This is a genomic window from Brucella pseudogrignonensis (genome assembly GCF_002252525.1).
GTDB lineage: Bacteria > Pseudomonadota > Alphaproteobacteria > Rhizobiales > Rhizobiaceae > Brucella > Brucella pseudogrignonensis.
Map to the genome: position 1 here is coordinate 128,140 of NZ_NNRM01000012.1, position 12,099 is coordinate 140,238.

Sequence of the window (12,099 nt, forward strand, 5' to 3'; positions counted from 1 at the left end):
ACCATGCGTCGAGCAGACCGCCTTTTTCAAATCGTTCAGCATCTTCGCGGCGGCAGGCTTGTCACCGCACGGCAGCTTGCCGAGCGGCTGGAAGTTTCAGAACGCACGATCTATCGCGACATTGCAGATCTGCAATCGACAGGCGTTCCTATCGATGGTGAAGCCGGCGTCGGCTATATTCTGCGGCAGGGGTTTGAACTACCGCCACTGATGTTTACGCGTGATGAAATCGTGGCACTTGTTGCGGGCGCCCGCCTCATCCGTGCATGGGGCGGCGTTTCAATGGCGCGCGGTGCAGAAGAAGCCCTGGTCAAGATCGAAGCCGTTCTGCCCAAAGAAGAGCGCGCGCGCATCACCGGCACGCAAATCCATGCACCGTCTGCATCAATCAGCGTAAGCGAACGCCGTATCATCGATGCTGTCGAGCGCGCAGTTGATGAAGGCACGGTTCTCAACATCCGGTATCGCGATCTGGAAGCCCGTGAGAGCGAGCGGGATATCCGTCCGCTTGGTCTGTGGTTCTGGGGCAAGGTCTGGACTGTGATTGGCTGGTGCGAATTGCGTAATGCTTTCCGCACGTTTCGAACCGACCGCATCATCGCTGCTGACAAATCGGGCCGCACGTTCCGCTCCGAGCGCGGCAAAACACTGGCGGACTTTTACCGACTGATGGAAATGAGTGAGTACAACGCATTCAAGGACTAGAGCGCCGTGCGCCCTTTTGGGCGCACAAAGGTCGCTCTAACACTTTATGTTTACAGCATAATTTTACCTTAAACTGATTCAAGTTTAAGGAATTATGCTGTAGAGCGCCAGGCGTCGTGCCAGACGCTGAAAGGTCGCTCTTACCTTCCCAAGCAACATAAAAAAACCCGCCAGAACGGCGGGTTTTTTGTTCAGTCGAAGAAATCTTATTCTTCGTCTTCGTCGGTGTTCGAGCCCTTCAGCGAGGAGAGCTTTGCGAAAACCTTGTCCGCATCCAGCTCTTCTTCTTCAGGCTTCTCATCACGGTAATCGAAGTTTTCAGTCGCCGATGCTGGCAGCAATGTGCTGTCAGATTCAACAACTGGACGGTTGCGCGCTGCGCGCTCGACTTCAAGGTCGAGATCGATCTGCGAGCAAAGGCCGAGCGTGACAGGGTCCATTGCAGTCAGGCTTGCCGAGTTCCAGTGAGTGCGATTGCGAATCTGCTCAATGGTCGACTTGGTCGTACCGATCAGACGCGAAACCTGCGCATCCTTGAGTTCAGGATGATTGCGAACCAGCCAGAGAATCGCATTCGGGCGATCCTGACGCTTGGACAGCGGCGTATAACGCGGGCCCTTGCGCTTGGCTTCTGGAACGCGAACCTTTGGCTCGGAAAGCTTCAGGCGATGATACTGGTCCTTTTCGCCCTTCGCGATTTCTTCGCGCGAAAGCTGGCCGGTGATAACCGGGTCAAGTCCCTTGATACCCTGCGAGGCCTCACCGTCCGCAATAGCCTTTACTTCGAGCGGATGCAGCTTGCAGAGAGCCGCGATCTGGTCAAAGGACAGCGCCGTATTATCAACGAGCCAGACTGCCGTTGCCTTCGGCATAAGAAGCTGGGTGGCCATTAGATATAATCCTCTTGTTCGTCCGCTCCGGTAGGGCGGGCCGTGGGAAAAACCACAAATTCCGGGAAATCACGGTCTATATATATTTTTTTTGTGCGCAGAGCAAGAAACTGCTGCCATGACATCCCAGGTTCTCTCGCAAATCTCTTAGGTCAGGCGACATCAAGCACGATTTTGCCAATGTGCTGGCTGCCTTCCATACGATCATGCGCCCGCCAAGCATCTTTAAGCGGGAAGATCATATCCATCACAGGGGCAACCTGACGCTGTGCCAGAAGCGGCCAGACTTTCGCTTCCAATTCGCGCGCGATGCCTGCCTTGAACTCAACCGAACGTGATCGCAATGTCGAGCCGGTATGGGTCAGGCGCTTGGTCATCAGGATTGCGAAATTAGCCGTTGCCTTTGCCCCGTTCAGGAAGGCGATCTGCACGATGCGACCATCTTCGGCTGCCGCCTTGTAATTACGGTCAACGTAATCGCCACCAACCATATCGAGGATCACATCGGCTCCCTTGCCGCCGGTCATCTCTTTGACGACTGCGACAAAATCTTCGTCGCTATAATTAATGGCGCGATCAGCGCCAAGCTTTAAACAGGCATCGCACTTTGCTTGGGAGCCAGCCGTTACAATAACGCTTGCTCCAAAGGCTTTGCCAAGCTGAATAGCCGTCGTGCCAATCCCTGACGAGCCGCCATGGATCAGCAGGGTTTCACCTTCTTTAAGGCCACCGCGTTCAAATACATTATGCCAGACCGTGAAGAAGGTCTCAGGGATGGCTGCGGCCTCGATATATCCATAGCCCGACGGCAGAGGCAGAGCAGTAGTTTCGTGCACAGTGGCATATTCTGCATAGCCGCCACCGGCAAGCAGCGCCACGACCTGATCGCCGATGTGATAGCGTTTCACACCCTCGCCGATCGCAACGATGTCACCGGCAATTTCAAGCCCTGGTATGTCCGACGCGCCGGGTGGCGGCGCATAACTGCCCTGACGCTGCAACACATCTGGCCGGTTCACACCTGCCGCCCGAACCCGCACCAGCACCTCGCCTGCCTTCGGCTCGGGCACCGAGCGCTGTACGGAGCGCAATACATTGGCGTCGCCCGGCTCGGAAATTTCGATTGCGGTCATCTGGGAAGGCAATTCAGCCATCATGATCAAAGCTCCTGTTAAAATCTCTCGTCGCAGAAATACCGCACACACAACTGCACAAATACATCCTGCTCATTTTCAGAGAATTCATCATCGATTTCTGGAAATATATATGCGAAGATTCAAGGTGTTATAGCATTTCCCGCAAAAGTGCGAAGCGGTTTTGCGTCGGATAATGCGTAAAAACAAACAGTTACAGCGGTTCCAACGATTCTTTCTTAACTGAAACCGCTGTAAATCTTTTCTGTCTTTATAAGCACGCCATAGACTCCGGAGGAAGGCCATGAGCGGTTTTGATGAAGAGGTCAAAAAGCCACGCGAAAGCGTCGTTCTCAGCGAGGATGAGCTGTCTCTGCTGTCGGTGATCGAAATCGACCAGCGTATCGCTTTGCTACAATCCGAAATCGAACGTCTGAAAGCAGAAAGGCTCCGAAAGGGCGACAGCCGCGCGGCTGCAGAAGCTCTTTTCCGCTGAGGCGGCACGTTTTCGCCTCAGTATCAGCGATAAATCAAAGCCACTTCAATACGGCTTCATGAAATTCCGGGAACGTAATATTGCGTATTTACATTCAGGTTCTGGCGCTGCTTTGCGGCACAGCCTTTCTCTTGATGGCCTCTGGCCTGCATGGCCTGCTGCTGCCCCTGCGCGGCGGACTTGAAGGCTTCTCCGTTGCTTCACTTGGTATGCTGGGCACGACATGGGCGGGCGGTTTTGTCGCTGGCTGCATTTTCGCCCCGCGCCTGGTGCGACGTGTCGGCCATGTCCGCGCTTTTGGCTGTTTTGCAGCTTCCGCCGCCATCATCGCTCTTTTGTCAGGCATCTATATCGATGCAATCTCATGGATCATTCTGCGAACCTTCACCGGCTTCTCGATGGCAGGCGCTTTCATGGTGATCGAAAGCTGGCTGAACGAGCGCGCCACCAATGAGTCCCGTGGCAAGATTTTCGGCCTCTATATGATGGTCAACTATGGTGCCACCATGAGCGGTCAGATGATGGTGGCAAATGGCGATATCAGGAGCGATCATCTGTTCATGATCACCGGCATTCTTTTCTGCCTGGCACTGATACCCACCGCCATGTCGACAGCGGTAAGCCCAAAACCGCTGACCGAAGTACAGCTTGATCTCAAGGCGCTTTACCGCAATTCACCTGCCGCCTTCGTCGGCTGCATCCTGATTGGCATAGCGAATGGTGCCTGGGGTACACTTGGCGCTGTTTTCGGCGCAAAATCGGGCATTTCAACCACCGAAATCGCGCTTATGGTCAGCGTAACCATCGCAGCTGGTGCCTTGATGCAAATCCCGGTCGGGCGAATTTCCGACCTGATAGACCGGCGTTATGTTCTGGCCGGTGTAGCTTCTCTCGCAGCCTTTGTCGGTCTTATGGCCTTCATCATCGGCCCGTCCAATGGCAAGGTCATCATCATTATGACCGGCTGCTATGGCGCGCTGGCCTATGCGCTTTACCCGGTTGCCGTCGCCCACGCAAACGACCATGCCTCGGCGGAAAGCTTTGTGAAAGTATCGAGCGGATTGCTGTTGCTTTATGGCTTCGGAACGATGCTGGGGCCACTGCTTGCAGCCGCTGCCATGGATATCTTCTGGCCATCTGGGCTGTTTGCCATCACAGCGCTCTCGCATATTTCCATCACAGCCTATGCGCTGTTCCGCTCACGCAAGCGGGCATCCGTGCCAAAGGCTGAAAAGGAACAGTTCAAGAGTATGCCGTCTGTGAAAAGTGCAACACCTGAAGCCATGAACCTTGATCCAAGGGCTGAAGCGGAAGGCTGAGTACAACCTTCAGACAGACAACAAAAAAGCAGCGAATATTCGCTGCTTTCTTCGGTGTCTTTTAAAGCATTTTCGGCAAAATTGCGAAGCGGTTTTGTGTGGGATAATGCGATAAAAACAGGAAATGCTCTATGGTGAGCACCTTTGCAAAATCATTTGATTTTAAAAGCTGATGTGCGGCGGCTGTTGCACAGCCGCCAATATCAGTAACAGTACCATCCTGTTGATCATCACCAACGGCGATTGAAATACCGTTTAAAACTCCTGTGTTTAATGTCGTGTCACCTGAGTTTTAAGTTTCTCGATCTGCTCCTTGAGAACGAGTTTCTTGCGCTTGAGAGAAGTAACATGCAGGTCATCAATTGCCGGTGACGCTAAAGCCTCGGAGATTTCCTCTTCCAAAGCGCCGTGCTTCTGTTCAAGCGTGGCAAGATGGGACTCGATAGCCATCATCAATTCTCCTTTGAATGATTACCCAAAGGACAGAGCCATGTAGCAGTTTTGCCAACAGAATGGCTCCATCCGCTCTCACCTGCGCAAACGCCCGGTACACCTCCTGTTATCCGGGCCAATTACGCAGTCCCGGCTGCCATTCAACAGTTTGTCAGTCGAAACTTCCGGCAACCGTTGTTCATGACAGAACAATGACACTGTGGCATGAGTTTGGTGGAAAGTCGAATTTGTTTTGGTAGCATTTTCCAATCACGAAAAATGTGATAAAGGCTTCGCTCGAAACGGGTCTGCCCCAATCTGGTGCGGCCCGTAATATCATTCTGGAACAATACGGGGCAAACCGCATGTCCGATCAGGAACAGGCCGAAATCAGATTGGCCGTAGCACGTCTGAAACAGGAACACGCGGATTTCGATGCAGCCATAAATGCCATGATGCAGGTGGGCTGCGATCAGCTGCGCATTCAGCGCATGAAAAAGAAAAAACTCGCCATCAAGGATAAGCTGCAGGAAATGGAAGATCAGGTCATCCCTGACATTATCGCCTGAGCATCTGACAAAAGACGTTTTACAGCCGGGGTTCGCCCGGCTTTGTTTTTCAATATACCAACCACCGAACGATTGAAGCGGAGCAGGAAGGATCAATGAGCGTGAGTGCAGACGTCGCCATCATCATGGGCAGCCAGTCCGATTGGGAAACCATGCGTCATGCAGCAGACACACTGGAGGCTCTCGGCATTTCCTTTGACGCCCGCATCGTCTCTGCGCATCGCACGCCAGACCGCCTCGTCGCTTTCGCCAAAGGTGCAAAGGCTGAGGGTTTCAAGGTCGTGATCGCCGGCGCCGGTGGCGCAGCTCACCTTCCCGGCATGGCAGCAGCCATGACCCCTCTTCCAGTCTTTGGTGTGCCCGTGCAGTCAAAAGCACTTTCTGGACAGGACTCGCTCCTTTCGATTGTGCAGATGCCAGCAGGCATTCCGGTCGGCACACTCGCTATCGGCCGCGCCGGGGCCGTCAATGCTGCTCTGCTCGCAGCAGCCGTTCTCGCACTTTACGACGATGCACTTGCTGCCCGTCTTGACGAATGGCGCACAGCGCAAACCGAAAGCGTCGCTGAACGCCCATCCGACGAGGTCTGATATGGCAAATTCCGCACTGAAGGCTGGATCAACGATCGGCATTATCGGCGGCGGCCAGTTGGGTCGTATGCTGGCCATGGCAGCCGCACGCCTTGGCTATGAGACGATCATTCTGGAGCCACAGGCAGATTGCCCGGCGGCTCAGGTGTCAAATCGCCAGATCATCGCAGCCTATGATGATCCCACTGCTCTTGCTGAGCTTGCGGCGGCCTCCGACGTTATCACCTATGAATTCGAGAACGTGCCGGTATCGGCAGCAGACAAGCTTGCAGAATCGGCGCTCGTTTTCCCACCACCGGCAGCGCTTGAAATCTCGCAGGATCGCTTCACCGAGAAGCAGTTCCTCAATGAAAGCGGTATTGAGACTGCGCCCTGGCGCCTTGTCGATGATGAGGAAACGCTCATTGCAGCGCTCGGTGCTTTGGGAGAACGCGGCATTCTGAAAACCCGCCGTCTCGGCTATGATGGCAAAGGGCAGGTTCGCCTGACGTCGCTTGATGAGAATGAAGCGCATGCAGCACTTGAGACAATCAAGCACGCACCGGCAATTCTCGAAGGCTTTGTCGCATTCGAGCGCGAAGTCTCGGTCATTGCAGCCCGTGATCGCGACGGCAATGTAGCAATCTTCGATATTGCGGAAAACGTTCATAAGGACGGCATTCTCGCAACCTCAACGGTTCCAGCCGCCATCTCGGCTCAGACAGCAGAAGCTGCGAGCAAGGCCGCTGAGAAGCTCCTGCATGCGCTTGATTATGTCGGTGTGCTTGGTCTCGAATTCTTCGTCCTCGCAGATGGCACACTGCTTGCCAATGAATTTGCACCACGCGTTCACAATTCCGGCCACTGGACGGAAGCCGCTTGCGCGATCTCGCAGTTCGAGCAGCACATTCGCGCCGTTGCAAGCCTCCCGCTGGGCGACACCGTGCGCCATTCGGATTGTGTGATGGAGAATCTGATCGGCGATGACGTCGAAAAGGTGCCAGCGATTCTCGCAGAATCGAATGCTGTGCTGCATCTCTACGGTAAGAAAGAAGCGCGCCCAGGCCGCAAGATGGGTCACGTAACCCGTATAAAGCCCCGTGCAAACTAAACTTCACGGAGGAATCTGTCAGATTCTTCCGTGAACAGCCCCTGAGGCCAAGATTTTCCGAACCTGACTTCGTGAATCTGCGGCGCAGGAGTTGACATTTGGCTGGAATATTGTGTATTTCGGCCAACCCTTCGGGCAGGAATACTGCCTGTAACCAATTGGCGCCTTGGGCGCCTGTTTTTATGAAGCCCCGAGACATGTCATGTCGATGGGCCAACCAAGACCGGTGATTGACATGAAGATCAAGAATTCGCTCAAGGCGCTCAAGGCCCGTCATCGTGACTGCCAGCTCGTTCGCCGCAAGGGCCGCGTTTACATCATCAATAAGACTGCTCCGCGCTTCAAGGCACGTCAGGGCTAATCTTATTTCTGATTTTGCATTTGACGTTCCGCTGCGTATAATGAAAATTATGCGCATGCGGAACGTTTTTGCTTATCTGAACAATTCTTCGCTTCTGATTACGCTTGGCCTTTCGGCCCTGATCAGTGCGTCTTCGGCCTATGCCGAAACAAAGCCTTCCCTGACAGCACCGATTACGCCGGTGCAGGTTGGCACTGACAGCGACCAGAAGCCCGCTCCCAAAGAACAAAATCAAGCCGAACAAACACCGGAAGAGCGCCTCGACAAGCTTTTTGCCGATCTCAAGCGCACCTCTGACGAAACCAAGGCACGTCGACTCACTGTCCAGATTAATCAGATCTGGTCGCAGTCGGGCAGCGCGACAATTGATCTTCTCATTCAGTGGGCAAGTGCTGCCATGCTGGAAAAGCGTTACACATCGGCGCTCGATTTCCTGAATGAAGCCATTGCGCTCAATCCGGACTATGCAGAAGCATGGAACCGTCGCGCCACCGTCTATTTCCTGCGTAACGACTATGCGCACGCCATGTACGACATCAATCGTACGCTGGAGCTTGAGCCACGCCACTACGGTGCCCTGACAGGCATGGCGGAGATCCTGCGCGCGCGTGGGCTGAAGGAACAGGCTTTGAAAGCCTATGAGCAGGCGCTGCAGATCAATCCGATGATGCGAGATGCTCAGAAGAGCTTGCTCGATCTCACGGAAGAGCTGAGCGACACCCGCACCTGATTCTCTCACAGAGATACAAACAAAAACGCGCCCCGAAAGGAGCGCGTTTTTTCTTTTATACGAAGCCCACACAAAACTGGATGGAATTCGGAATTATGGTGAGCCGAAAATGGTGGGATTTGAGAACCGGCGCGCAGCGTACTTAACGTACGTGCGCACCGGAAGCGAAAAATCACGCCATTTGCAGGCCGCTCCAGCATCGGCCCAAAAATCGGAAATGATTTTTGGAAAGCACGATGCGTTGTTTGAATAATTTAGAGCGTCCTTTGTGCGTCCAATAGGACGCACGGCGCTCTAAAAACCGAATACCGACAGTTTAGTCAGTGGAAGACTGACCGTCGGCGCCGATATAGGCGATGCGTAGGAGGTTGGTGGCACCTGGCGTTCCGAATGGTACGCCTGCGGTGACGATCAGACGATCACCAGCCTTGCCGAACTCTTCCTTGAAGGCGACCTGACAAGCATGGTCGACCATGTCTTCCAGATCGTGTGCATCTTCAGTCACAACACAATGCAGACCCCAGACAACCGAAAGACGGCGTGCGGTTTCAACAATCGGCGACAGTGCGATGATTGACGTGCGTGGGCGTTCACGCGCAGCGCGCAGACCCGTTGCACCCGAAGCCGTATAGGTGACGATAGCCGACAGGTTAAGCGTTTCAGCGATCTGACGAGCAGCAAGGGCAATCGCGTCAGAACCGGTTGGTTCTGGGATTGCGCGCTGTGCATCGAGAATGCCCGGATAAGTCGGCTCACGTTCGACCTTTTCCGCGATGCGGTTCATGGTTGCGACAGCTTCAACCGGATACTGACCGGAAGCAGATTCTGCCGAAAGCATGACAGCGTCAGCACCTTCAAACACTGCGGTCGCAACGTCCGATACTTCAGCGCGGGTCGGAACCGGTGCGGTGATCATCGATTCAAGCATCTGCGTGGCAACCACAACTGGCTTACCAGCGCGGCGTGCCTTGCGGATCATCTGCTTCTGAATGCCGGGAACGCTTTCCAGCGGCATTTCAACGCCGAGATCGCCACGCGCAACCATGATCGCGTCAGAGAGCTCAATGATCTCATCAAGACGGGTCACAGCCTGCGGCTTTTCGATCTTCGACATCAGGCCGACCTTGCCGCCCGAAATCTTGCGTGCTTCGATCAGATCTTCAGGGCGCTGAATGAACGACAGGGCAACCCAGTCAATTTCTTCCTGCAAAACAGCATGAAAATCTTTGAAGTCTTTTTCTGTCAGTGCGCCGACACCCAGCGTAGTATCCGGCAGGCTGACGCCCTTACGATCCGAAATGCTGGTGCCTGCAACAACCTTGCAGCGGATCGACTTGCCATCGCTTGCTTCGGCAATCAGTTCCAGCTTGCCATCGTCGATGAGAAGACGGTGGCCCGGCTCAACAGCTTCCAGAATTTCCGGATGCGGAAGATAGACGCGGGTTTCGTCGCCAAGCTCTTCATTGTTGTCGAGCGTGAAGGTCTGGCCTGCAACGAGTGTGACCTTTGTATTCTTGAACTTGCCAACGCGCAGCTTTGGACCCTGAAGGTCGGCCAGAATACCGATCGGGCGACCCAGTTCCTTTTCCACATTACGGATACGCTTGACGAGCGTGCGCATCAGATCATGATCCGCGTGGCTCATATTGATACGGAAGACGTCTGCGCCAGCTTCAAAAAGCTTGCGGATAACGGACTCCTCGCCTGACGCCGGGCCGAGTGTGGCGAGAATCTTGACCTTGCGGTTGCGTTTCATTGGTTATTCGTTCCTGTAACTGTGGAGTTTTCTAACGGCGTTTCATCGGTGAGCTGTACCATCCAGCTCGATTGTTCCCCGGTATCGTATTCCTGGAAGCCATTGCGTTGAAACCCGCGTGCAAAACAGTCCTGAACACCAGTGATGCGGAATTCCTTTTCCGCCACACACATGTTCACTTTGCCTTCCCAGCGACCACCACTCTGAGAATCCTCAGCGTAAAGATAATAATAGCGCGAGGTCAGAGGCCCTTCGATCAGGGTTTTGCAGGTGGAACCATCAATGTGCCACCAGCCCTCCGTCACCCAACCAGCTTTGGCTCTGTAGCCAATGGCAACGCCAACGAGATTCTGGGTTGAGTTGCATACTCGAAAATCGGCCCGCGCTTCCATGGATGTCATCCCCAGAGCACCAATCAGCACACTGGAAAACAAACCCAAAAACACTGGAAGTCGCATTCGCCGAACTCCTTCAGCCCGCAATCGCTTTTGTCTCACGCAAGGAAATCCTCTTTCGGTCGCTCTCTTTTCGGCAGTTTCGCCTTTGATGTCAACGCAATCCCGGAGAGAACAAATCAGTTACAGCATTTCCATTCGAACTGCATAGCGATTTCAGCGCGATTTAAACGATTAGATTCGTTCCTTTGCCGCATTCCGGAAACTCCTTCCCCATTCTTTTGAGAATGATCGTTGCAATCCCGGCTTTCTCATGACAGAGCTGAAACTACTTGTGATTTATGACAGAAATCCTACCTAAGAAGCAGCTCTCATGTCATGTGATCCGTCCTTTTCCCCCGTCTATCAGGTCGACGGCAATCTCAGCCTCGGCCTGCTGTTGACCGCCGACCATGCCCGCCGTGATTTGCCGGCTGAATATGGCAGCCTTGGCCTGGCGCAAAGCGAGTTCGAGCGGCATATCGCCTATGATATCGGCGTTGAGGAACTGACACGCCAACTGGCTGCGAAGCTTGATGCACCAGCCGTCATGGGTGGCTTTTCACGCCTGCTGATCGATCCCAATCGCGGCGAAGACGATCCGACGCTTATCATGCAATTGTCTGATGGTGCGGTGATCTCCGGCAACTATCCAATGTCGCCCGAACAGCGCGAAATCCGCCTCGACCACTTCTATCGTCCCTATCATGATGCAGTTGCATCCTTGAGCACGCGGGTTGCAGCCGAAAGCGGGAAAGCCCCATTCATCGTCTCGATCCATTCGTTCACGCCAAACTGGCGCGGCAAGGATCGTCCGTGGCAAATCGGATTGCTTTGGGATTCTGATCCGCGCGCCGTTACACCACTGCTTTCCATGCTACGCGAAGAGCCGGGCCTCATTGTCGGTGATAATGAGCCTTATGATGGCGCACTTAAAAACGATGCCATGTATCGTCATGCAACGGCGCGTGGTTATGCGCATGTTCTGATTGAGGTGCGTCAGGATCTGATTGCTGACAAGGCGGGTGCGCGTGAATGGGCTGATCGGCTTGCCCCCATGCTTAATGCCATCAACGCCATGCCGGAAATCCACGAAATCCGCCATTATGGTTCGCGTTCAGGCCCGGTTCCACATCTGACAGACTGACGCTTTGCCCGCTATCCACAGCCATAACGCGATAAAACGCGTTTTTCGTACCCCAGCGGCTCTTAATTTTGCCTGCGACTCGCAGGAAAACCATGTCCGACTTTCGGCAACGGTCCTGTTCCTGTAACGAGTGACCTTTGACCTTTATTGATAATCGAGCTGAATTGGAGAAACCCGTGAGCGACGACATTACCAGCGAAGCCCAGACCATCGCCGTAGGCCAGTTGCGTGCTTTCATCGAGCGCATCGAGCGTCTTGAAGAAGAAAAAAAGACCATCGGCGACGATATCAAGGAAGTTTACGCGGAATTGAAGGGTTCGGGGTTTGACAGCAAGGTCGTAAGGACCATTATTCGTCTGCGTAAAAAAGAAGACCATGAACGTCAGGAAGAAGAAGCCATGCTCCAGCTTTATATGGATGCACTTGGTATGGGCTGACATTTAGGGC

At 54.0% G+C, this 12,099-nt stretch carries 15 protein-coding genes; 10 read left to right on the top strand and 5 right to left on the bottom strand.

Translation table 11 applies throughout. From position 1 onward, the window contains the following. Window positions 1-3: 3 nt before the first annotated feature. Entirely contained in the window at window positions 4-705 is a 702-nt protein-coding gene (locus CEV34_RS04590; RefSeq protein ID WP_007876678.1) for a helix-turn-helix transcriptional regulator, read from the top strand. 206 nt (window positions 706-911) lie between these two features. Here CEV34_RS04590 and CEV34_RS04595 read toward each other — a convergent pair whose 3' ends face one another. Together CEV34_RS04595 and CEV34_RS04600 are read right to left on the bottom strand one after the other, a co-directional pair. After that, complete coding sequence (locus tag CEV34_RS04595; RefSeq protein ID WP_007876680.1) at window positions 912-1,595, bottom strand: DUF1013 domain-containing protein; 684 nt, start codon at window positions 1,593-1,595, stop codon at window positions 912-914. A gap of 152 nt (window positions 1,596-1,747) precedes the next feature. Further along, entirely contained in the window at window positions 1,748-2,752 is a 1,005-nt protein-coding gene (locus tag CEV34_RS04600; protein ID WP_039860172.1) for an NAD(P)H-quinone oxidoreductase, read from the bottom strand. 280 nt (window positions 2,753-3,032) lie between these two features. On the opposite strand from CEV34_RS04600, the gene CEV34_RS04605 reads away from it, so the two are divergent. Together CEV34_RS04605 and CEV34_RS04610 are read left to right on the top strand one after the other, a co-directional pair. Then, window positions 3,033-3,224 carry a DUF1192 domain-containing protein gene (locus CEV34_RS04605; RefSeq protein ID WP_007876684.1) on the top strand — a complete coding sequence of 64 codons (192 nt, stop codon included), beginning with the start codon at window positions 3,033-3,035 and terminating at the stop codon, window positions 3,222-3,224. Window positions 3,225-3,304: 80 nt separating this feature from the next. Next, window positions 3,305-4,543, top strand: coding sequence for an MFS transporter (locus CEV34_RS04610; protein WP_007876686.1), 1,239 nt, complete (start codon window positions 3,305-3,307; stop codon window positions 4,541-4,543). A 270-nt stretch (window positions 4,544-4,813) separates the two neighbouring features. On the opposite strand, the gene CEV34_RS04615 is transcribed toward CEV34_RS04610, so the two are convergent. Next, on the bottom strand, window positions 4,814-4,996 hold the full coding sequence (locus tag CEV34_RS04615) for a YdcH family protein (protein WP_171380027.1): 183 nt from the start codon (window positions 4,994-4,996) through the stop codon (window positions 4,814-4,816). Between the two features lie 344 nt (window positions 4,997-5,340). On the opposite strand from CEV34_RS04615, the gene CEV34_RS04620 reads away from it, so the two are divergent. From CEV34_RS04620 to CEV34_RS04640, 5 genes are all read left to right on the top strand, one after another. Further along, the gene (locus CEV34_RS04620) at window positions 5,341-5,544 is read left to right on the top strand and encodes a YdcH family protein (protein ID WP_007876691.1); all 204 of its coding nucleotides are present in this window, start codon (window positions 5,341-5,343) and stop codon (window positions 5,542-5,544) included. A 101-nt stretch (window positions 5,545-5,645) separates the two neighbouring features. Next, window positions 5,646-6,134 carry a 5-(carboxyamino)imidazole ribonucleotide mutase gene (purE, locus tag CEV34_RS04625; RefSeq protein WP_007876693.1) on the top strand — a complete coding sequence of 163 codons (489 nt, stop codon included), beginning with the start codon at window positions 5,646-5,648 and terminating at the stop codon, window positions 6,132-6,134. Between the two features lies 1 nt (window position 6,135). Beyond that, a complete protein-coding gene (locus tag CEV34_RS04630) occupies window positions 6,136-7,224 on the top strand; it encodes a 5-(carboxyamino)imidazole ribonucleotide synthase (RefSeq protein WP_007876695.1) in 1,089 nt (362 codons plus the stop codon). A gap of 235 nt (window positions 7,225-7,459) precedes the next feature. Beyond that, entirely contained in the window at window positions 7,460-7,585 is a 126-nt protein-coding gene (gene ykgO / locus CEV34_RS04635; RefSeq protein WP_002967908.1) for a type B 50S ribosomal protein L36, read from the top strand. A gap of 37 nt (window positions 7,586-7,622) precedes the next feature. Beyond that, entirely contained in the window at window positions 7,623-8,315 is a 693-nt protein-coding gene (locus tag CEV34_RS04640) for a tetratricopeptide repeat protein (RefSeq protein ID WP_039860185.1), read from the top strand. Between the two features lie 316 nt (window positions 8,316-8,631). On the opposite strand, the gene pyk is transcribed toward CEV34_RS04640, so the two are convergent. Together pyk and CEV34_RS04650 are read right to left on the bottom strand one after the other, a co-directional pair. Then, entirely contained in the window at window positions 8,632-10,071 is a 1,440-nt protein-coding gene (pyk, locus tag CEV34_RS04645) for a pyruvate kinase (protein WP_007876724.1), read from the bottom strand. Continuing rightward, window positions 10,068-10,529 carry a DUF1036 domain-containing protein gene (locus CEV34_RS04650; RefSeq protein ID WP_007876725.1) on the bottom strand — a complete coding sequence of 154 codons (462 nt, stop codon included), beginning with the start codon at window positions 10,527-10,529 and terminating at the stop codon, window positions 10,068-10,070. Before CEV34_RS04650 ends, pyk begins: the two co-directional genes overlap by 4 nt. Window positions 10,530-10,839: 310 nt before the next feature. On the opposite strand from CEV34_RS04650, the gene CEV34_RS04655 reads away from it, so the two are divergent. Beyond that, window positions 10,840-11,652, top strand: coding sequence for an N-formylglutamate amidohydrolase (locus CEV34_RS04655; RefSeq protein ID WP_007876726.1), 813 nt, complete (start codon window positions 10,840-10,842; stop codon window positions 11,650-11,652). A gap of 176 nt (window positions 11,653-11,828) precedes the next feature. Continuing rightward, entirely contained in the window at window positions 11,829-12,089 is a 261-nt protein-coding gene (locus tag CEV34_RS04660) for a DUF2312 domain-containing protein (RefSeq protein ID WP_007876730.1), read from the top strand. Window positions 12,090-12,099: the final 10 nt, after the last annotated feature.

Bases quoted from the DNA above. Each gene is read 5' to 3' on its own strand.
- CEV34_RS04620 (WP_007876691.1), top strand. From the start codon at position 5,341: ATGTCCGATCAGGAACAGGCCGAAATCAGATTGGCCGTAGCACGTCTG.
- CEV34_RS04615 (WP_171380027.1), bottom strand. From the start codon at position 4,996: ATGATGGCTATCGAGTCCCATCTTGCCACGCTTGAACAGAAGCACGGC.
- CEV34_RS04650 (WP_007876725.1), bottom strand. From the start codon at position 10,529: ATGCGACTTCCAGTGTTTTTGGGTTTGTTTTCCAGTGTGCTGATTGGT.
- pyk (WP_007876724.1), bottom strand. From the start codon at position 10,071: ATGAAACGCAACCGCAAGGTCAAGATTCTCGCCACACTCGGCCCGGCG.
- CEV34_RS04655 (WP_007876726.1), top strand. From the start codon at position 10,840: ATGTCATGTGATCCGTCCTTTTCCCCCGTCTATCAGGTCGACGGCAAT.
- CEV34_RS04605 (WP_007876684.1), top strand. From the start codon at position 3,033: ATGAGCGGTTTTGATGAAGAGGTCAAAAAGCCACGCGAAAGCGTCGTT.
- CEV34_RS04630 (WP_007876695.1), top strand. From the start codon at position 6,136: ATGGCAAATTCCGCACTGAAGGCTGGATCAACGATCGGCATTATCGGC.
- CEV34_RS04595 (WP_007876680.1), bottom strand. From the start codon at position 1,595: ATGGCCACCCAGCTTCTTATGCCGAAGGCAACGGCAGTCTGGCTCGTT.
- CEV34_RS04600 (WP_039860172.1), bottom strand. From the start codon at position 2,752: ATGATGGCTGAATTGCCTTCCCAGATGACCGCAATCGAAATTTCCGAG.
- ykgO (WP_002967908.1), top strand. From the start codon at position 7,460: ATGAAGATCAAGAATTCGCTCAAGGCGCTCAAGGCCCGTCATCGTGAC.
- CEV34_RS04590 (WP_007876678.1), top strand. From the start codon at position 4: ATGCGTCGAGCAGACCGCCTTTTTCAAATCGTTCAGCATCTTCGCGGC.